The 19,114-nt window shown below is 37.5% G+C and carries 18 protein-coding genes; 11 read left to right on the top strand and 7 right to left on the bottom strand.

Annotated features, from left to right (window positions below; all coding sequences use genetic code 11):
- Positions 1-9: 9 nt before the first annotated feature.
- The 6 genes from I6J02_RS17770 to I6J02_RS17745 all read right to left on the bottom strand — a co-directional run bounded on the left by I6J02_RS17770 (position 10) and on the right by I6J02_RS17745 (position 7,599).
- Positions 10-1,395 (bottom strand): TolC family protein, encoded by a 1,386-nt coding sequence (locus I6J02_RS17770; protein ID WP_201679157.1) that lies wholly within the window; start codon positions 1,393-1,395, stop codon positions 10-12.
- 112 nt (positions 1,396-1,507) lie between these two features.
- Positions 1,508-1,900: a hypothetical protein gene (locus tag I6J02_RS17765; RefSeq protein WP_236582147.1), complete on the bottom strand. Its 393-nt coding sequence runs from the start codon at positions 1,898-1,900 to the stop codon at positions 1,508-1,510.
- Between the two features lie 238 nt (positions 1,901-2,138).
- Positions 2,139-2,597, bottom strand: coding sequence for a DoxX family protein (locus I6J02_RS17760; RefSeq protein ID WP_201679155.1), 459 nt, complete (start codon positions 2,595-2,597; stop codon positions 2,139-2,141).
- Positions 2,598-2,762: 165 nt separating this feature from the next.
- Complete coding sequence (locus I6J02_RS17755; RefSeq protein WP_201679154.1) at positions 2,763-5,180, bottom strand: TonB-dependent receptor; 2,418 nt, start codon at positions 5,178-5,180, stop codon at positions 2,763-2,765.
- Positions 5,181-6,178: 998 nt separating this feature from the next.
- On the bottom strand, positions 6,179-6,793 hold the full coding sequence (locus I6J02_RS17750) for a hypothetical protein (RefSeq protein WP_201679153.1): 615 nt from the start codon (positions 6,791-6,793) through the stop codon (positions 6,179-6,181).
- A gap of 65 nt (positions 6,794-6,858) precedes the next feature.
- The gene (locus I6J02_RS17745; protein ID WP_201679152.1) at positions 6,859-7,599 is read right to left on the bottom strand and encodes a LytR/AlgR family response regulator transcription factor; all 741 of its coding nucleotides are present in this window, start codon (positions 7,597-7,599) and stop codon (positions 6,859-6,861) included.
- Positions 7,600-7,908: 309 nt separating this feature from the next.
- Here I6J02_RS17745 and I6J02_RS17740 point away from each other — a divergent pair, with 309 nt between their 5' ends.
- The 11 genes from I6J02_RS17740 to I6J02_RS17690 all read left to right on the top strand — a co-directional run bounded on the left by I6J02_RS17740 (position 7,909) and on the right by I6J02_RS17690 (position 17,916).
- Positions 7,909-8,613 carry a hypothetical protein gene (locus I6J02_RS17740; protein ID WP_201679151.1) on the top strand — a complete coding sequence of 235 codons (705 nt, stop codon included), beginning with the start codon at positions 7,909-7,911 and terminating at the stop codon, positions 8,611-8,613.
- A gap of 229 nt (positions 8,614-8,842) precedes the next feature.
- Positions 8,843-9,799, top strand: a complete 957-nt coding sequence (locus I6J02_RS17735; RefSeq protein WP_201679150.1) for an SPFH domain-containing protein — start codon at positions 8,843-8,845, stop codon at positions 9,797-9,799.
- Positions 9,800-9,833: 34 nt separating this feature from the next.
- Complete coding sequence (locus tag I6J02_RS17730) at positions 9,834-10,076, top strand: hypothetical protein (RefSeq protein WP_201679149.1); 243 nt, start codon at positions 9,834-9,836, stop codon at positions 10,074-10,076.
- Positions 10,077-10,107: 31 nt separating this feature from the next.
- A complete protein-coding gene (locus tag I6J02_RS17725) occupies positions 10,108-11,043 on the top strand; it encodes a hypothetical protein (RefSeq protein WP_201679148.1) in 936 nt (311 codons plus the stop codon).
- A 17-nt stretch (positions 11,044-11,060) separates the two neighbouring features.
- A complete protein-coding gene (locus I6J02_RS17720; protein ID WP_236582146.1) occupies positions 11,061-11,903 on the top strand; it encodes a DUF6620 family protein in 843 nt (280 codons plus the stop codon).
- Between the two features lie 218 nt (positions 11,904-12,121).
- Positions 12,122-13,138, top strand: a complete 1,017-nt coding sequence (locus tag I6J02_RS17715) for a curlin (RefSeq protein ID WP_201679147.1) — start codon at positions 12,122-12,124, stop codon at positions 13,136-13,138.
- A 93-nt stretch (positions 13,139-13,231) separates the two neighbouring features.
- A complete protein-coding gene (locus I6J02_RS17710; protein WP_236582145.1) occupies positions 13,232-13,606 on the top strand; it encodes a hypothetical protein in 375 nt (124 codons plus the stop codon).
- A 131-nt stretch (positions 13,607-13,737) separates the two neighbouring features.
- The gene (locus I6J02_RS17705) at positions 13,738-14,427 is read left to right on the top strand and encodes a curli production assembly/transport protein CsgE (protein WP_236582144.1); all 690 of its coding nucleotides are present in this window, start codon (positions 13,738-13,740) and stop codon (positions 14,425-14,427) included.
- Positions 14,428-14,582: 155 nt separating this feature from the next.
- A complete protein-coding gene (locus I6J02_RS17700; RefSeq protein WP_236582143.1) occupies positions 14,583-14,960 on the top strand; it encodes a curli production assembly/transport component CsgF in 378 nt (125 codons plus the stop codon).
- A 43-nt stretch (positions 14,961-15,003) separates the two neighbouring features.
- Complete coding sequence (locus I6J02_RS17695) at positions 15,004-16,407, top strand: CsgG/HfaB family protein (protein ID WP_201679144.1); 1,404 nt, start codon at positions 15,004-15,006, stop codon at positions 16,405-16,407.
- Between the two features lie 12 nt (positions 16,408-16,419).
- Positions 16,420-17,916, top strand: coding sequence for a carboxypeptidase regulatory-like domain-containing protein (locus I6J02_RS17690; RefSeq protein ID WP_201679143.1), 1,497 nt, complete (start codon positions 16,420-16,422; stop codon positions 17,914-17,916).
- 172 nt (positions 17,917-18,088) lie between these two features.
- Here I6J02_RS17690 and I6J02_RS17685 read toward each other — a convergent pair whose 3' ends face one another.
- Positions 18,089-18,736, bottom strand: a complete 648-nt coding sequence (locus tag I6J02_RS17685; protein WP_201679142.1) for a LuxR C-terminal-related transcriptional regulator — start codon at positions 18,734-18,736, stop codon at positions 18,089-18,091.
- Between the last annotated feature and the right edge of the window lie 378 nt (positions 18,737-19,114).

The raw sequence follows: 19,114 nt of genomic DNA, 5'->3' as shown, positions 1-19,114 counted from the left end.
TACGATTAATTAAAGGTTATTAAACAAAAAGTCGAAATCAGCAGTCAGTTCTGCCTCGTAAACCAGCAATACCCAGTAATCACGGGAAGCCTCAATATGGGCGTTCTCCGCCTGTTCGAGTAAGATGCGTATCTGCAACAGTTCGCTCAAGGTGATTAATCCACTTTTATATCTTGCCCGGTACATATGGTATGCATCCTGAGACTGCTGCACAGCGAGCTTTGTTTTCTGAAGTTGGCTATACTGCTGAATGATTTTTGCCTGCGAAGCGGATAAATCTGCCTGCATAGCCTGTTCATATTGTGCATGTAAAAATCTGGTGCTTTCCGCTTCTTTAAAAAGCTGCTGACCTTTCATACGATTTGTATGCAGACTGGTCAGATTCCATGTGATACCGATACCTGCCAAAAAGTTACTGGTGGTATTGTTAAATCCATCTTTCCAGGCTCCCGATACCGCTCCGTTCGGATTGATACCCGTGCCCCGATACGCATATCCGCCTAACAAGTTAATGGAAGGCAAAGAAGATCTTTCTTGCGCTTCCCCGCTTAACATGTAATACTCAGATTGTTTATCCAGAGCATCTAAAACAGGGTGCGAGACATTTATAATCTTGCTTTTGCCGAATCTATTTTCTGCCATGTTCTCAAATCTGTTGGCCGATGCGGTATAATTGATGGTATCATTACCATACAATTCCAAAAGCTTGATATAAGCGGCCTTTTCAAAGCCCTGCCATTTATCATGTTCACCCATAGCCTGTACATACGAAGACGAAGCGAGCAGGCTGTCTGCCGCAGGTCGCAAGCCGGAAGCGGACATAGCAGCAGTTACTTTGCGTATATCGTTGAGGCGTTCGGCGTTCTTTTCTGCCCACTGCAGCTTGGCATTATTATACAGGAGAATGATATACCGTTCAGATAATGTTTTTTTCAGGTTGAGCACATATGCATCTTTCTCACTGACCGATTTGTGATATAACGCTCCTGCAGCTTCATTCTGTTTGCCAAGCTTTCCGAAGGAAAATACTTCCCATTGAATAGTAGCAGAACCAAAGGTATTCGCTGCGACAGAACTTCCGTCCAGTGGTACAGCTGAACCACTTACATTGAAAAATCCTGCCTGTGGAAAAAATGCTCCGGCACTTCCTTCATAAGTTCCGTATGTATTCTGTGCCTGTGCATTTATCTGTGGGAGCATATTGCCTTTGACGGCTCGTTGGTTGAACTTTGCAGCAGCAATTGCTGAAGTTCTTACACTAACGCCCGGATAATTTTCTTCAACTTCAGACCACAAACTGCCTAAAGTATGTTTCTTTTGTTGCTGTGCATGTATTGGAAACATAACAACAACGGCCGACCAGAATAATGAGGTCGCCATAATATGTTTTATCATATTACTCTACAAATTTTGGACAGGTCGCAAACGGCGACCATAGATTATTTTAAAATGAAATCAATAGAAATACAACCCATTGAACAGATGCGGTCAACAGGAGAAGAGGAAATTAGCAGGTGTAATGAAGAATAAGTTTCCGGTATTCGAGAAAGATGGGAATAGAACTGTGGATTTTTCCACTATCACTATAAAGCGGATGTTTACTTTCTTTGTTTACAGGCTGTAAGGCGAATAGAAAAAGAAATGCAGCCGTAAAGATAACGGCAGGCAGTAAATCGTTCGTATCAATAGATTTCTTTTGAACGATTTGTTTATCTGAAGCATCGGATTGGGAACATTTTTCAATTGCATGTGCAGAAAAATTTTGACTGCCTTTAGGTATACTCTGTTCCGTTTTAACAGGAATACCTGCCAGATTTTTGATGCTTGTTTTGACGACACATGAGGTCAGTAATACCAAAAGTATAGCAGCGAATACGAAAAAACATCGCTTATAATGCATTGAAATATTTGGTATTATCTTGTTCATCAATAAACAAAAGTAGTTTTATTAAGTAAGGGAAGCAAACAATTGTATTTGTTTTATGCTATTTTGCATATAGAAAACTGCAAATTTTGGTATAGACATATTATAAATACTAGATTATCCTGCAGTCTTTATGAACTAACATTATATTCAAGATCAACCAGTTATAACCAATGACCTGTTTGTTAACCTCAACTGTATTCTTCGGAATATGTTATTTTAAATAAAGTCCGAAATACCAGGTCCAGCCAATCAGAATCAATTGCATAGGCAGTCTTTGGGCGTAGAGATAATTCATTCCGGGGCCTGTGTAATCGGCTTTGAAAATATTGATCATTTTCTTAGAAGAATTCACATTTGCTATAAACACCACTATTAAAAATATAATAAGTAATACAGCTGTCAATGCACGCAGTCCGGGAATCATGAGTCCTATTCCTGCAGCTATTTCCAATATTCCTGTGAAGTATACAAAAAACATCTTAGCAGGTATATAATCGGGCATCATCATAGCCATTCCTTTTTGAAATCTAAAATGTGATAATCCGGTAAAGATGATAAATACACTCATCCCCAGATTCCCTGCAAATACAAAATCCCAGAATCCGTACATGAATTTCGCAGCTAACAATGCGATAAAGAATGCAGTAAACAGAAGAATTAATAATTTCATAAGCTTTATAATAATGATGTATGTATAGGATTTCCAACACGAATACTGCTGTAATAACAAATAACGGAGCTAAATGTTGTGGTTATTATTCAAACAAAAACAGCGTATCAACTTTTATTGATACGCTGCGGGGTTAATGAATTGGGTTTATAATATTATTAATCTCTAGAATTTATAAGTAATACCAAGACGCATATTACGTCTTGCTTCTACGATATAGCTGTAATAATCAACTCCTCCCTTAGCAAGGGTAGCTGCATTTGCTTTTGAAAAAGATCCTGCAGTCAGTAGTTTTCTGTTATCCAACAGGTTATTTACCAATAATGAAATGTTGTATTTCCCTTTTTGATAACTCAAACCACCATCTGTACGTATATAGTTTTTGAAATTGGATTCCTTTGTCGTACCGACTGCTCTGTCAAACATCGTCTGAACACTTCCCATCAGACCAAATCCTTTCAGTGTTCCGTTTTGAATGCGATATTGCAGCCATGCGTTGGCTGTATGTTTTGCTGTATTAGGTGTTATATTTCCAATTGTCGATTCGTCACTCGCTTTAGATATTTTAGAATCGGTCAATGCATAGTTGGCATTGACATTTAATCCTTTTAGGATTTCACCTGTAATATCCAATTCAATTCCCTTTGATTTTGTCTCCCCTAGCTGTGCCTGGAAAGTTTGCCCGTTAACAACATGATTCGGATCCGGATCTGTCACCAGAGAATTTTCCCTTCTTATCGAATAAGCACTTACTGTAGAAATCCAACGACCTCCAAACCATTCTTTCTTTACTCCTGCTTCCACATTATTACCTCGTATAGGTTTGAATGCATTTCCTTCCCAATCTACTCCAGCCACAGGCACAAATGACTGATCGTATAAAGTATATACACTCATCGATTTATCAATCGAATAGCTTAATCCTGCACGTGGACTCCATACATTATCTTTCACATCAGCAGCATTGGTCTTACCCACTGTCACCGCATTGGTGAATCGTAAACCTAAGGAAAGACGAAGCTGATCATTTAAGAAAGCCATCTCATCATGTGCATAGAATGAAGTATAAGAAACAGAAGATACATAGTTACTTCCTCCGGCTCTTAATTTTACACTTTTAGATCTGTCAATAGCTGGTAAGACTGCGCCTGGAATACCATATTTCGGATCGTATACATTAAGGGATGCAAATGGAATAGAATCCAGTAACGTTCTGAAATCACCCCAGAATTTTTTATTTCCAAAGTCTCCTCCGAACAGTAAACGGTGTCTTACTCCTCCTGTCTTCTCTTCTCCCGTAAAAGAAAACTGTGCAAATCTGTTTTCTCCGGCCTCATCAGCGATGCTGAGGTTACGAGGCATATCACCATTCGGTTTCATATAATTCAGCCAGGTGCTGTTTGCAATCATATTGAAATTAAAATAAGCTACCTGAGCATGTAATTTCCAGTTTTCGTTAAGCTTGTGATCAAAATATACATAGGCACTGTGGTCTTTGATTTTACTAGGTTCAAAAGATGGATCTCCATAGAAGAAATCATTGGCAATGCCCGGATCTGCATACTGTTTTGGAGAAAAGGTATAGTTACCATTCGTCAGGTAGGTAGATCCCTGATAAGTGTACTCTACTGTCAGTGAGGTCGCATCGTCAATTTTATACGTCAATACCGGCGCTACTACAACACGATTGCTGTAGTTGTATTTTGTAAAATAATCTTTCTGTTGACCTGCCACATTAAGACGATACAACAGTTTACCATCCTTACTAAGTTTACCATCAAAATCCAGAGCTCCGCGGTAGGTGCTGAAGCTCCCCATATTGAAGCTTGCGGATCCTTTGGTGTGACCTGAAGGTTTTTTGGTTACGACATTATAGAATCCTCCCGGCTCGCCATTAGCCAGCATAAAACCTGCCGGACCTTTTACGAATTCTATACGCTCAATCATAGAGGCATCTTCAGCGGTAGGACCCCAGGAAGCTTCGATATTCATACCATTCCTGAATGCAGGAATTTTCGATCCGCGCATTCTCAGGTTAGCGTATTGGTTATCCCAGTGTCCCTGACGTGTAGCCCCGCTGATATTACGTGTAATACCATCTACAATATCAAATACTTGCTGATCAGCCATAAGATCGGCCGATATGATCTGTATATTCTGAGGCAACTCCAGAATAGGTGTTTTTAAACGGAGTGAACCCGAAATGCTGTCCAGTTTATATTGCTGATAATAACGTCCGTAGACAGAGACTTCGTCAATAGATTCTGATTTTGAAGACAGTTTGATCTGTCCCAGGTCCAGTGATTGATTCTTGACCAATACAACAGACTGATATTTGCTGTATCCAAAGGATTTTATTTGCAATTCATAATTACCAGACTTTACATTGGACAATTTAAAATGACCTTCGGTATCTGTTGTTGTTGCCAGATCTGAAGGGTTCAGTTTAATTGTGGCTCCTGAAACAGGCTGATCATTTTCATTTAAAATTATTCCTTCAACTGAATACAGGCTTTGCGCATAGGATGCTGACCCGGTCAGATAAAGAAGACAAAAAAATAACAAACGTAATAGTTTATTCATGAGTGTACTGAATTAAGGGTGTGTGTTGTTTATATTATGTGAATTAAGTGTTGAGCATAGTTTAGTATTTCCACTTTACAGGCTGACATACTGTAAAAGGAAACGGTAAGGCATCAATCTGTATACAGATTGAAAAAACGGAAGCAATATATTATCGAAATGGATTGGAAGCTCTTATTTTGAACGTGCTGACAGGTTGCACAAGCATAATAGACTCGCTTTCAGGAGAGTTGTAAAGAGAAAATAGATATAAGTATTTCATAATATGTTGAATATTGTTCGTATTTATTTGTTTCAACTCTTTATGAAAAGAAATAACAAGAAGATATTTGAATAAGAAATAGTTTAATTTTTTATTTTTCTCTATCTTGCAGATTCTTCCATATGTTACAGTATCGGGAGTGACCTGTTCAGCTTGCTGAGCAGATCAACTACAATCAGTTGCCGCTGATCGTAGTTTTACGCCATGCAAAGGATTGCCGTCTTATGCATGGCGTTATTTTTATACGCTATCGGACTTATTATTGTAAACGGCCATGTAATAACCACATTTACAATATTCAATCCAATTATTTAGACTGATTAAAAACAACGCAAATATAAAACGAAATCTTCTTATTACAACTTTTATTTCATATTTCGTGTTTTCAGACCCATTCTGAGATAGATAAGGAGCTTATCTAAAGCGCTGTTTCTTTAGTTGAAATGTGAAAAATAGTCTGTTAAGCCCCATTCTGACTATATTTTTACTTGTTAACGCATGGCGGAGATGACAGTCTTTGAAAAGATTAAATGATTGTATCAACTTACTCCAATAGATAGTAATGGTTTTGTGCCTTTAGAAATCCGGCAGTTGGAAGAACATTTGCATGTAGCAGTGATCATGAAAAGTTTGAAGAACTGCTCGATAAATTACCAGTGAGCTGGGATTATATTTCTTAAGATGATGAGGAAGAGGAATAGTCCTTCTCCCCGATCATCTTCGAAAAGTCTGAATATTAGTTATTTTGCTGCGAAAGAAATTCCTCAGAATCAAAACCTTGCATATAAGAAACCTTCCAGCCGTCATTCTCTTTGACAGCCTTCATCTTGTATGGAACCCCGTCTCCCCATGTCCAGTTGTAAGTTGCGGTTTCACCATCAAATACGACATCCTGCAGGCTGATTTTTTTCCAGTAATCATCGGGATTATCCTGACAATTACACCATGGATTTGCTCCGTTTCCAAATGGGGGTAATTCTCCGATATACCAGGAAAAAGAATGACTACGTAACTTCTCATCAATCGTCAGTCCGATCTTGTTATAATTTTCAAGAAATTCTGTAGCAAAAAAATGTGTATTCTTAAGCGTAGAAACTCGATTTTTATGAGCCTCCAGGTCCAAACCCAAATACAGGCTATCGGTTTCCTGCTCAGGCAGAGGACTGAAGTCTTCGCCGGCATTATCAGACTCCACCCATTTGTAAAGCTCTTTTGTAAGTGTCTCCAGTTGATCAACAGGTTTAACGGAATCTGTTTGGACTATCGCTGTATTCGCTTTACCGGATTGTCCATTACAACTGCTCATACTTAAAGCTAACAGAATAATGGAAGTATGTGTTATCAGTTTCATTTTATTCATTTTTCAGTTTAAATTAAAATATGTTCTATCGAACTTAGAAATTATATGCTTCTACATTACTGTGGAAAAAGTTGTTGCAAGATATTCTTTTTCCGTCGGGCAGATACAGGCACATGCTGATTATTTTTTAAAACAAGATTCTCCGAATTACTAATTCCCGAAACATATCTGCGGTTAACCAGATACGACTGGTGTGTACGCAGAAAGTATGGGGGCTGTAAGAGTTCTTCGTAATATTTAAGCGGTCTGGAGGCTAATTGCTCTTCCCCGTTAGTAAGATAAAACCAGGTATATGGCCCATCTCCACGACAGTACATGATTTCCTGTACTGTAATAATACGTATCTGATTCAAAGACGGAAGAGCAATATGTTCAGGAATTTGCTGCCGGTTTTCCATTAATTTCTGCACCAATGATAATTGTTTTCCGGACTTTATGTCAGTATTTCGTTTGCGGTAACGTTCAAAGGCTTGCTTGAATTCACTGTGATCGATGGGCTTAAGCAAATAATCCAGTGCCCCGCACTTGATTGCTCTGATCGCAAACTCATCATAAGCTGTAATGAAAATAATATTTTGAGGATTATACTTTAATAATCTGATAATATCGAATGCTGTACCATCACGCAACTGTATATCCATCAGAATAATATCCGGTTGCTGTAGCTCTATAAGCTGTACCGCAGATAATACACTATCACTGCTTCCTGTAAGCCTGGTATCTGATTCAGCTGATACCAGATAAGCTATTTCTTTTTGAATTACAGCTTCGTCTTCAATAATAACTACAGTTATCATTCGCTTATGTATTAAACAGCAAACTTATTAATTCTTACCCAAAGAAACACTATACCGTTATTATATTTTTCTTTCTCTTTATAAAAAAATCTGTCTTTTTTCTGTTTTCCTTTTTCTTTACAGCAGATCAGGTCAATATCCTATACCTTTTATCCAGTTGTAGCCTAAAAGCTACTTCTCTAAAGATTACTAAAAAATTTGTTATCATAGAAATTAAAGAAAACTAACTTTACAGCACACTAACGCTGTATACATGTTCGCTTGGACTGTTCTGAGCAACAAATACACCAACACACTAAATTCACTAACATGAAAAGAAAGTATTTCATTCTTTTAATTTGGCTATTGCCTGTTGCGACGCATACTAATGCTTCGACAAAAGATCCGATTGTGCAGTCATCCCGATTTCAGCAACGGAAGAACAGCCCTTTTTACAATCCCTGGTTCGCAGGCGCAGGCATAGGGGGACAGATCTATTTCGGAGATCACAACAAACAACTTTCTTTCGGGAAACGCATTACGCCAAATTTTGATTTGTATGCCGGCAAATGGATCAATGCTAATACAGGCGTCCGTGCAGGTATAAACGGTTTTCAGATCAAAGGACTCACCCAAAACGGAAGTCACTCTACCGGTGAAGTATATAATGCTGCTGAAAGACTCCAAAAACAATCTTTTAAATATATATACGGACATGCAGATATATTAGTCAATATGAACAATATAATAGACGGATATGATAATGAAAGGATTTATTCCTTTATTCCTTATGCGGGTATAGGTGTGATGATGACCACAAATGAACCAAAGGCTACAAAAGTAAGTCCAAATTTAGGCATCTTAAATAGCTTTGTACTAACCGAAAATTTAAACTTTACAGCTGATGTACGCGGTAATTTTGTAGGAGACAGTTTTGACGGTGAAGTTGGTGGGCGTCGTGGAGAAGGAGCACTTACCATATCACTGGGTGTTAGCTATACTTTCCGTAAACGTACCTTTTATAACTGGAGATAAAACGACACTAATCTTACAGGGCCTTTCCATTTTTAAGGCTGTCTTAATTAAGTTCTAAGGCAGCCTGATATTCCTTTAACTTCCGGCGGTGAGACAAGAAATCTTCGCTAATGTTACTTTTATGTTAAATTAATGTTACAAAATCAATAAAATCATGTGCTCTGATAATTTTAATTTTGACATTAAAGATAATTACTGTATATTAATCTTTAAATTTTAAATAAAAGCTATGAAATTATCTTTTATAGAGATTATTGAGAGTGTTACGCCGGATCCAAATCTACTGATGTGGAAGTATCCGGATGAGGATAAAGAGATCAAAAACGGAGCCCAATTAACCGTACGGGAAAGTCAGGCTGCATTATTTCTCAATGAAGGTCAACTGGCAGATGTGTTCCGCGCAGGACTCTATAAGTTGCGTACGGAGAATGTACCCCTGTTAAGTCAACTCAAAGGTTGGAAATATGGATTTGAAAGTCCTTTTAAAGCAGACATATATTATTTCAATACCCGCCATTTTGTTAATAACAAATGGGGTACCCCGGCTCCTATTCTGCTGAATGATCCGCTATTCGGACAAATTCGTATACGTGCTTTTGGTACTTTCGACATACAGATTACTGATATTCCGACTTTTTTCAGACAGTATGCGGGATCCTATGAACGCTTTACAATTTTTGAACTGCAACATGAACTTCGTGATTACATCGCTCCTAAATTTGGAGAAGTTCTGGCAAATGAACAACTGACAATTACGCATGTGGCAGGTAACATAACAGATTTGAGTCAAAAGGTAACTCCCCTACTACGTCCATATTTTGAACAATTTGGTCTGACATTGACTCAGTTCATGATTACCTCCGTAACTCTTCCGGAAGAAGTGACACAACATTACGACAAAATCAGCAATATGAACATGGTGACAGATATGGACAAATACACCAAATTCAGTACTGCTCAGGCTATTTCTCAAAAAGGAACTGATGCGAATGAAGCCACCAGAAATGCCATAGCTTTCAGTATGCTGATGGACAGAATAATTCTTGAAGAACAAACACCTCCACCTGAACATACACAAGAGGATATTGCAGAAAAGCTCAAAAAACTAAAATCCCTTTTTGATTCCGAACTGATAGATGAAGACGATTACAAAATAAAAAAGACTGAACTTCTGAAGAAATTATAGAGAACAGCAGCATTTGCATATAACAGGTATTCTTATGACAGAAAAGAAAACTAATACTATACTTGAAAAGTTAAAAAATAAAGCGAAGACGCAGCAGCATTACGGAGGAAAACCGGAAGAGAAAGAGCCTGAACTAAGCATACATCCTTGTCCCAATTGCGGTGCAGGCAGAGCACAGCAGGACGGTCTCACACATTGTGCATATTGCGGATTTCAATTTATTAAGGTCAGAATTACTGACGGATTACATTTAAAAAAAGAAGACAATTCTATGTAAGAGATCTTTTACATTAGACTACTGATATTCTATGTTTAACCTATTTAGCAAAAGAGAAAACCTGGGTCATGAAAATAATTTCAATTCTATGGAGGAGTTGTCTAAAATTCTGATTGAAAATCAGGAAAGATTATTTGTATTTCTCAATAAATTAGAAGTCAAAATGCAGGAATTCACGGAAGCAGCACTACCTGAGCTTGAGGAGCTGAAAATAAGAGATGAACGCGAATATGGAATATTTTATTCAGGCATACAGGGGCAGCTTAATAGTATAATAGAAAAGGCAGAAGCTATATATCAGGACAAAATTGAAGCCGTTTACCAGCGACTTAGCGTAGAAATAGATGGTTTGCATCCGATGTATCATAACTTAACTGATTTTAGAATTACCTGCTCTGACAGGTTGTACAATGATTTTCACAAAAAGTACAACTATTACCGTGAACAACTTGAACATACAAATCAAACAGATTATGAAATACTGTATCAAAAGATACTGGATGAGCATGCGCAGATCAAAGATCAGTTCAGGTGTCAGCAATGCGGAGATAAAATTTGCCTGACTAAAATTTATTTTATTACGACATATCTGACCTGTCCAAGCTGCCAGACTAAGAATACTTTTAAACCAGGTACACTGACTCAAAGACTGGAAGACATTGGCCGGGGATTGGCAGAACAACGAACACGCCACCTGCTGGAAAAATATCATAAAGAACAGGAAAATGAAAGGATACTCTATCATCAGGCACATGAGTTAAAGTTGAAACTGGCTAGTAATAGAACAACGGAATTACAGCAACAGCTTGATCTGCTAGAAGAACAAAGGCAGCAATCCCTAAAGATAGCACCAAAATATTATCAGGAATATCAACGAGCAATGTTTGATGAATGGAAAATATTAGTGCCGGATCTGGCAGATCAAACCGAAAATTTCTACCAGGGCCTGCAACGAAGAAAATTTTAATCAAAACTAACAATCTTATGAATTTAGATCCCCAAACATTACATGGTATGCATTACACAGAAGATCAGTTTGATGCGGAATTAGAAAAAAGATTTCAGGAACATGTAGATAGCAGTGATGGCGATTGGGATAAAAGTGACCGCCACAGCTACCGCAGACATTTGCTGAGACAGATTTATCAGGAATGGAATCCGGAAACAGACACAGACGATTTTATCAATTTTGAAATGGCTAACTCAATGAAGTATTCAGGCGTGGCTACAGCAGGTTATACCAAAGAAGATCATGATAATCCACTGTTACAACCCATTCACGGTATTTCACTAAAAGACTATACAGCTTTGGTTGCCAATCTGGGTAGTATAGACCCGAAAACCTTATTTAATGCTTTCGGTATAGACGAGACTATATTTGAGGAGCTCAATATACTATGGCCAAAGCGTATGCAGGAAGATGAAACTTTTACCATCACCACCCTTTATGGTCAGTATTTTATGGAAATAGGAAATCATCCTGTAATTCTTGACCTTCATAACAAAAGTAACACGGCACCTGCCGGCACTAATAACAATCTGGATCGTTTAAAATCTGACCCTTATTTTTACGAAGAATTAAATGCTGCACGTACGGCTGCTTACGAGTATGGAATTGATGGTGCACAATGGATTGAAGATAATTTCGGAATTGGTCTCATTGATTTTCAAAGTGTCGCAATGCAATGGATGACAAAACGAAATCAGAATTTCAATACTGCTGAAATTACCGAAATGATGGACTATCATGAGATAAAATACGAGGAGTATAAAGCCAAATTTGCCGGAGAACAAGGTGGAAATATAGGTGATGACATTGATTTTTAACCTAATAAGGGCAATATAGATCTTATTGCCCTTATTTTTCCTTGCCTCACACCTGATCCTCCTCATTTCTAATTTTGCCCTCCTACTTCTTCCTTTTTCAAGGGCTTAATAGTGCATCACTATTTTATGTGATATTTCAATATCACTAAATGGGTGATATATACAACGCATTCTGTTTTATAGCTTTGACATCAAATAAACCAAAAAACATAAAAGTTATGAGAAAGCTATTATTTACAGCGTGCGCGCTTGCCAGTGCAAGTTTTGCTATGGCACAAGGGAATCAGGATTTCACAACCCAGACGGGGATTGCGAACAGCGCTCAGGTCACACAGGTCGGCCTGATGAATTACAACAAAATTGATCAGCTAGGTGTACTGAATCGCGCCAAAACAACACAAACCGGGTCGATCAACAGAAATGAGTCAACCAGTATCGGAATTGACAATGCGATTGATGTAACACAGGTTGGAGCTGCTAATTCCAATATTACAAATCAATTGGGAATATCTAACAGTGCGACAGTTGATCAGAATGGCTACTTTAATGTAAGCAGACAAAACCAATTGGGAATTGCTAACAAAGCCAGTGTAGATCAGGATGGAATTGCTAACCTGACAGTACAGAATCAGATTGGAGTCGGTAACGATGCAGCTTCTATGCAGAATGGTATTGCAAATCTGACAGTACAGACACAAATCGGAGTGGACAACAAAGCTGCTTCTATTCAGAATGGTATTGCCAATGTAGTATTGCAAACACAGTTAGGGACCAACAATGGCGCTTTGGCAATACAAACAGGAGCGCTGAATGCTTCCGTTCAGACACAGGTGGGTGACAATCAAATGGCCAATTCTCAGCAAAACGGCGTAGCCAATTTGGCAATCCAGTCACAGACAGGTAACGGCAATAATGGACAAATAATTCAAGACGGTATAGCTAATGCTGCAATCCAGACACAGAATGGTGATGGAAATAGTGCTGCGGCTTCTCAAAATGGATTATTAAACCTGAGCTTACAAGATCAGTTGGGCAATGGAAACACGGCAATTGCTAATCAGACAGGTGCATTGAATCTGATCTCACAAAACCAAAAAGGAGATGGCAACCAATCATTTGATACACAAATGGGGATTGCAAATTCATCTTATGTGACACAGCTTGGAGACCTTAATATGCATGTAGGCAATCAGACAGGTATCGGAAATACTATGACAATATACCAAAGCAATTAACTTATTACAACACACTAACTTATAGACAGACCTTTGATATATTAATTAACTCAACTATAATATATCATCGGTCTTTCTTGCTTTTTTAAGGATATGTCAACTTTAATATATCGTGCAGAATTATTATGTGCAGGCATTCTGATTGTTGGAATCAGCTGTGCCTATGGACAGGAAAATAACAAGAAAATTCATATAGAAGATATTAACTCTTCAAATCTGCTGAACATATTGAATTTACATTCAACAGCAGTCGATATGCATCCTGCACAGAGTATAATCATACAGGAGGGCAATAAAAATAAAGCTGATGTATTTCTCGAAAATGATATACTTATCAGCATACAGCAGGGTAACAGCAACAACATTTATTATAGGGACAAATTGTTTGCTGATCCTGCAAGTATGAATATCTCTATTATCGGAGATAATAACAGTGTAGAAATTCTATCTCCAACGGCATGTCTATAGAGATCTCAGGTAAAAACAGAACCATACAAGTAAATAATAAATAAATAACTGTGAGCAGCATGAATTTCTTTCGTATAGTACGCATCATTATACTGAACTGTATTCCTTCAATGCTGTTTGCACAGCCTTATATGAACAAGTCAGAAATCAAAGCAGTCCTTAATGTCAAACAGACGGAAGGTATGCTTAATATAAAAGCAAAGGCGGTCAACGACGATGTAATCATCCATGATCTGAATTACCTTTTGATTGCCATTAAACAATCTCCTTCCGGAAATTTATCTAACAATAAACAAGAAGGTAAGTTTGTCGTTAAACCTGACGAAGAAAAACTTCTTTCCGAAATATCTTTAAATCTTACACCGGACGATCAGTTAAAAATCTATCTTTTTATACGGAATGAAAAAGAAAATGCATTAATCTCAAAGGATTCTGTTTTTATCAATATTGATCCGAATGCACGAACCCCAACTCAAAAGCAAACAACTGTTACAGTAGGTTCAAAGAAAGCATCTCATGAGGACTATTCCATAAAAGGTATAATGGTGGATAATACAAAAAGCAAAATCGGAAAAGATTTTTTTGATATGTTATATGCGCAATATAGTCAATCTACAGAGAAATATACGTTCACCATTACTTTGCGTGAACTTCCATCTTTTAGCAATAACGGTATAATAAGTGTTGAGGTGGAAGATCTAATCATCTTCACACTAAGAGCTATACCTAATGAAGAATACCTGAATTTACAATTGCAGCTCTGCCTGCAGCAGATTAACAATTACAACAGAAACAGAGGATTATTGATTAAAGGAATTTAATTGATAAATACTTTATAAAGTATAAAAATATGATAACTATATAAAATCAGTCTTGTAAAAATAAGCGATCGTGTCCTGTCATATCCCTGATAATAAAATCCATGCAGATGAAAAAATACTATTTAATTTTCCTTTTGTCAATGACAATATGCTTAGTGGTTCGACAAAAGACTTATGCGCAACAATTTGTGTATAAACCTGTCAATCCGGCATTTGGAGGTGAAACGTTTAACTACCAGTGGCTGTTGAGTTCAGCCAATGCGCAGAATAAATTTGATGATCCCAAACCTCAATCCTATAAACCGGCTTCAGCGATAGGTAGTTTTCAAGATAATCTGAACAGACAGATTCTGAGTAAAATTTCGAGAGATCTGTTTGGAGATGAAACAGGTTCTAAGCCAATGAAACCAGGTGTATATACATTAGGAACGATGAATATAACCATAGCCGAATACTATGGCGGACTCAATATAAATATCATCGATATCAACACCGGAGAACAAACAGATATTAATATTCCGAATATATCCTGAGCATCATATAGTTTTCATTTTTACTTTAAATGCACTGCAACATATGCTTGTTGAATATAAGTACAGAGAATTTTTATTTTATTTCTCTTTTTTAATAGTTTTTTTGTCCGGTTGCAGTGCACTGATAAAAGCACCTACGCGTCAGGAGCCTTCGAATTTCGGAGAGGTGACTCCCTATACTAATATGTTGAGAACACTCCCGGTTCCTAAAGAAAAAACAGTGGTTGCGGTTTATAAATTTAAAGATCAGACCGGGCAGTATAAAGCATCAGATAACATCGCCAACTGGAGTACGGCTATCCCTCAGGGTACTACATCCATCCTGCTTAAAGCATTGGAAGATTCCAAATGGTTTACAACTATTGAACGGGAGAATATAAGTGATCTGCTTAATGAAAGACAGATCATAAAATCTACAAGACAAGAATATGCAAATCTACAGAATCAAAACCCTGCAACAACCACTCTACTGCCCCCTCTTCTCTTTGCAGGAATTATTATCGAAGGAGGTATTATATCCTACGACTTCAATCTGGTCACAGGAGGTGTCGGGGCACGGTATTTTGGTATAGGCGGAGGGAGCCAGTATCGTCAGGATCGTATATCTGTCTATCTCCGTGCTGTATCGACCAATAACGGGATGATACTTAAAACAGTGTACACGTCCAAAACAATTCTTTCCCAATCGGTAAACGGATCTTTCTTTCGCTATGTAGATCCCGAACGGTTACTGGAAGCAGAAATAGGCTTTACCAAAAATGAACCGGTACATCTGGCTGTAAAAGAAGCTATAGAGAAGGCTGTGTATTCTTTAGTCATGGAAGGCTATAAAGATAATCTCTGGCAGGTAAACGATCAGCAAACGATGGAATTTAAAAACCTTCTTGCGTCTTATTCACTGGAAAAACAAATTAATGATAATCTCAGGATAGACGGAAGAATACTGAACCCTAAAAGAGGAAAGATAGGACTCTATTTGGGCGCCAGTGGCCATACACTCAAAGGAGATTATAAAAACAGTCGTACAGGAATAGGTCCGCAGGCTGGTATACGGTTATTTTTAGACGACAAATTCAGTGTCGGGATAACACATTCCGTTTTTAATCTCGAAAATAAAGATGTCTTTAAGAAAAAGTTTAACAGTACAGACATCAATTTGGAATATATCTTTATGCCTAAAGACAATCTGTCTCCTTATCTCTACAGCGGCTTTTCTTTTACAGGTCTCAGTAACCGGTATTTAAGTCCGATTTATCCTCTTTTTAATATCGGGACAGGAATCGAATATCTTCCGCACAGCAGCATTGGTATACGAGGATTTGGTGAATATGACTTTGGATTTAAAGATAATTTGGATGGGTATATTGGCGGGAAAAGAAAAGACAATTTATTCAGGTTCGGAATTGGTGTCCATTACTATTTCGATACTAATAGTATAAAAAAATAAAGCGCAAGTACCATGAAAGCATATTTAACACGCGGCCTTGTTATCTGTATTCTCTTTTTTTTCTGTACCGGTTGCAGCGAAGAGCTTATTGAAAAAACCGTGACAGCAAGAGTAAAAGGAATAGTTGTAAAGTCTAAAACAAATGAACCTCTCGCCAAGGTAAAAATCACAACAGCCCCTACCACCCAAACAGTCTTCTCCTCAGCAGACGGGACATTTGAAATTCCGGATATGCCTTTGGGTGATTATGCTGTAAAAGCTGAATTGAGTGGTTTTATCATGGAAATAAAAGGTGCTAATCTTATAACCTCTGATCAATCTGTGAGTCTGGTTTTCGAAATGAAGGATGACAAGTCTCTGAATTCCCCTCCTACTGTACCGCAACTGCTCAGTCCAGTCGACAATGCTCAGGAAATTCCCCTTAACATAAAACTTTCCTGGAATTGTACAGATCCGGATTCAGATAGTCTCAGCTACAGGTTGATTATTAAGAATAATAAGTCCGAAGATGTGCGTGATATTAAAAATATAAAAGCCAAAACATACCAACTTGATAATCTGAACTATGGCACAAGTTACTTTTGGCAGGTTGTTGTTTCAGATAGTCTCCACACCGAAGTGTTTAGTCCGGTATACAAGTTCACTACTTCAGAAGTACCTCAAAACCGTTTTCACTTTGTCCGGAAATCCAACAACAATTACAGTATTATTTCTACCGATGAGAATAACAAATCTTTTAATTTCACCAATTCAAATACAAACAGCCTGAGAGCAAGGAAGAGTAATGCTGCAGGAGTTACGGCATTCATACAGGTTACAGATGGTAATGCCCATATTTTTACAGCCAAACCCGATGGTTCTGGTGTTTTAAAAGTAACAACCGTCGCTGTAGCCGGTTTCAATATAGCAGAACTGGATTTTGCGTGGAGTGCAAACGGTAAGGAAATCCTGTATCCCAGTTATGATAAACTCTACCGGGTCAACAAAGACGGCAGTGGCACTGAACTGGTATACCGAACACCTGACGGAAGTTTTATTTCCGAATGCGACTGGAGTAACGAAGGATCCAGAATAGTCTTAAAAACCAATGATATAAACGGGTATCATATTGCCATATATGTGATCGATATGTTGGGAAACAGACAGCAGACTATATTGGAAAATGTAAAAGGAGCAGCCGGAGGATTGAATTTTTCGGTTGATGGGAAAAAAATATTGTATACCTATGATATTTCAGGGTATGAAAATGCAGATTACAGACAATTAAATTCACATATTTTCGTGTATAACCTGTCAGATAATACAAAAACTGACCTCTCTTCATTTACAAAAATTCCGGCTGGTTATAATGATCTGGATGCCAGATTTTCACCAAATGAGGCAGAAATCATATTTACACAAACATCAAATGATGGTATTTCTCAAAAAGATATTTACAAAATTGGAATATCAAGTGAAACCTCACGAAAACTCTTATTTACAAATGCTATGATGCCGGACTGGGAATAAGAAATAAGGATTAGATAATGTAAGTTTTTAGCTGTTTTTTGCTCTGTACGAATGATTTTAGACTAAAAGAACTGACTTAGCTATTAATACCGACTCAGATCAATACGGAAAACTATGCTATAAATTTATCTCAGGACTGACGCTAAGACCAAGTTCAGAGGTGAAACTCGTATTAGATAAGATCGTGCTGTAACGCAAAACGTAGTAGTCCTAGTGAATTCCTGACATTCAGCTTTTGGAACACATGTTTACGATGGGTTTCTACTGTATTAAAACTGATAAATAGCTTTTTTGAAATATCTTTACTGTTGTACCCTTCACAGATAAGTTGAATAATCTCAATTTCTCTGTTCGTAAGGCGTTCAAGAATTGTTGCTGCATCATTAGGATGTCTGTCATTCGAGGAGCATGAAAATTTTTCCAGAATACGTTTGCGCAAATCTTCCCCCATATAGGCCTCGCCGTTGCGAATGCACGTAATAGCACGTACAATTTCATTACAATTATTGCGTTTATCTATAAATCCACTTATCCCCTGTCGAAAGAGCTCATTGATTTTACGTATGCTATTTTCTCCTGTAAGGATCAGTACTTTAGTATGCGGTAGTTTTTCTTTTACAAGTTTGATAAGCTCGCAGACACTACCTTCTGAAAATCTTGTTTCTGTGATAATGAGATCAGCCTCATACTGCTGAAGCCAGCTTACAGCCTGTGCAGGACTGTTTGCAGATCCAACAATATTACCCCATCCGTTTTCACGTAAGACAGCCGCAAGACCATCAATAGTAATTTGATGCTGATCCACTATGAAAATTTTCATAATCGTGTACTATCAATACTTAGTGTGTAAAAAATATATTTGTATTTCTATTATCTGCTCTTTTCAATATTCCTGAATTAATGATCTATTATTAAGAGGAATATTATTTTCTTACATTCCAAAACAAAAAGTTAAAAAATAATTATCAAGGATAAAGGCAATAAAATAAATCTTGTCTTTAGGTTGCTATGGTTACAAAATTTACATTGCAAGATACAACAATATCATTTAATATAAAAAAGATACGATGTAGAAAATCAGCTACAACATGCGATCATAATGATAAAAAAGTAAAGCCGGGATAAGTTAAAAGTATTAAGTAAATGAGAATGTCTGAAAAGTTGATAAGGTAAAATAGGATATTCCATTACCGTTTGG

The sequence above is a fragment of the Sphingobacterium spiritivorum genome (assembly GCF_016725325.1).
Lineage (GTDB): Bacteria > Bacteroidota > Bacteroidia > Sphingobacteriales > Sphingobacteriaceae > Sphingobacterium.
This window is presented reverse-complemented; position numbering and strand designations above follow the sequence as displayed.

Bases quoted from the DNA above. Each gene is read 5' to 3' on its own strand.
- I6J02_RS17770 (WP_201679157.1), bottom strand. From the start codon at position 1,395: ATGATAAAACATATTATGGCGACCTCATTATTCTGGTCGGCCGTTGTT.
- I6J02_RS17765 (WP_236582147.1), bottom strand. From the start codon at position 1,900: ATGCATTATAAGCGATGTTTTTTCGTATTCGCTGCTATACTTTTGGTA.
- I6J02_RS17760 (WP_201679155.1), bottom strand. From the start codon at position 2,597: ATGAAATTATTAATTCTTCTGTTTACTGCATTCTTTATCGCATTGTTA.
- I6J02_RS17755 (WP_201679154.1), bottom strand. From the start codon at position 5,180: ATGAATAAACTATTACGTTTGTTATTTTTTTGTCTTCTTTATCTGACC.
- I6J02_RS17750 (WP_201679153.1), bottom strand. From the start codon at position 6,793: ATGAAACTGATAACACATACTTCCATTATTCTGTTAGCTTTAAGTATG.
- I6J02_RS17745 (WP_201679152.1), bottom strand. From the start codon at position 7,599: ATGATAACTGTAGTTATTATTGAAGACGAAGCTGTAATTCAAAAAGAA.
- I6J02_RS17740 (WP_201679151.1), top strand. From the start codon at position 7,909: ATGAAAAGAAAGTATTTCATTCTTTTAATTTGGCTATTGCCTGTTGCG.
- I6J02_RS17735 (WP_201679150.1), top strand. From the start codon at position 8,843: ATGAAATTATCTTTTATAGAGATTATTGAGAGTGTTACGCCGGATCCA.
- I6J02_RS17730 (WP_201679149.1), top strand. From the start codon at position 9,834: ATGACAGAAAAGAAAACTAATACTATACTTGAAAAGTTAAAAAATAAA.
- I6J02_RS17725 (WP_201679148.1), top strand. From the start codon at position 10,108: ATGTTTAACCTATTTAGCAAAAGAGAAAACCTGGGTCATGAAAATAAT.
- I6J02_RS17720 (WP_236582146.1), top strand. From the start codon at position 11,061: ATGAATTTAGATCCCCAAACATTACATGGTATGCATTACACAGAAGAT.
- I6J02_RS17715 (WP_201679147.1), top strand. From the start codon at position 12,122: ATGAGAAAGCTATTATTTACAGCGTGCGCGCTTGCCAGTGCAAGTTTT.
- I6J02_RS17710 (WP_236582145.1), top strand. From the start codon at position 13,232: ATGTCAACTTTAATATATCGTGCAGAATTATTATGTGCAGGCATTCTG.
- I6J02_RS17705 (WP_236582144.1), top strand. From the start codon at position 13,738: ATGAACAAGTCAGAAATCAAAGCAGTCCTTAATGTCAAACAGACGGAA.
- I6J02_RS17695 (WP_201679144.1), top strand. From the start codon at position 15,004: ATGCTTGTTGAATATAAGTACAGAGAATTTTTATTTTATTTCTCTTTT.
- I6J02_RS17690 (WP_201679143.1), top strand. From the start codon at position 16,420: ATGAAAGCATATTTAACACGCGGCCTTGTTATCTGTATTCTCTTTTTT.
- I6J02_RS17685 (WP_201679142.1), bottom strand. From the start codon at position 18,736: ATGAAAATTTTCATAGTGGATCAGCATCAAATTACTATTGATGGTCTT.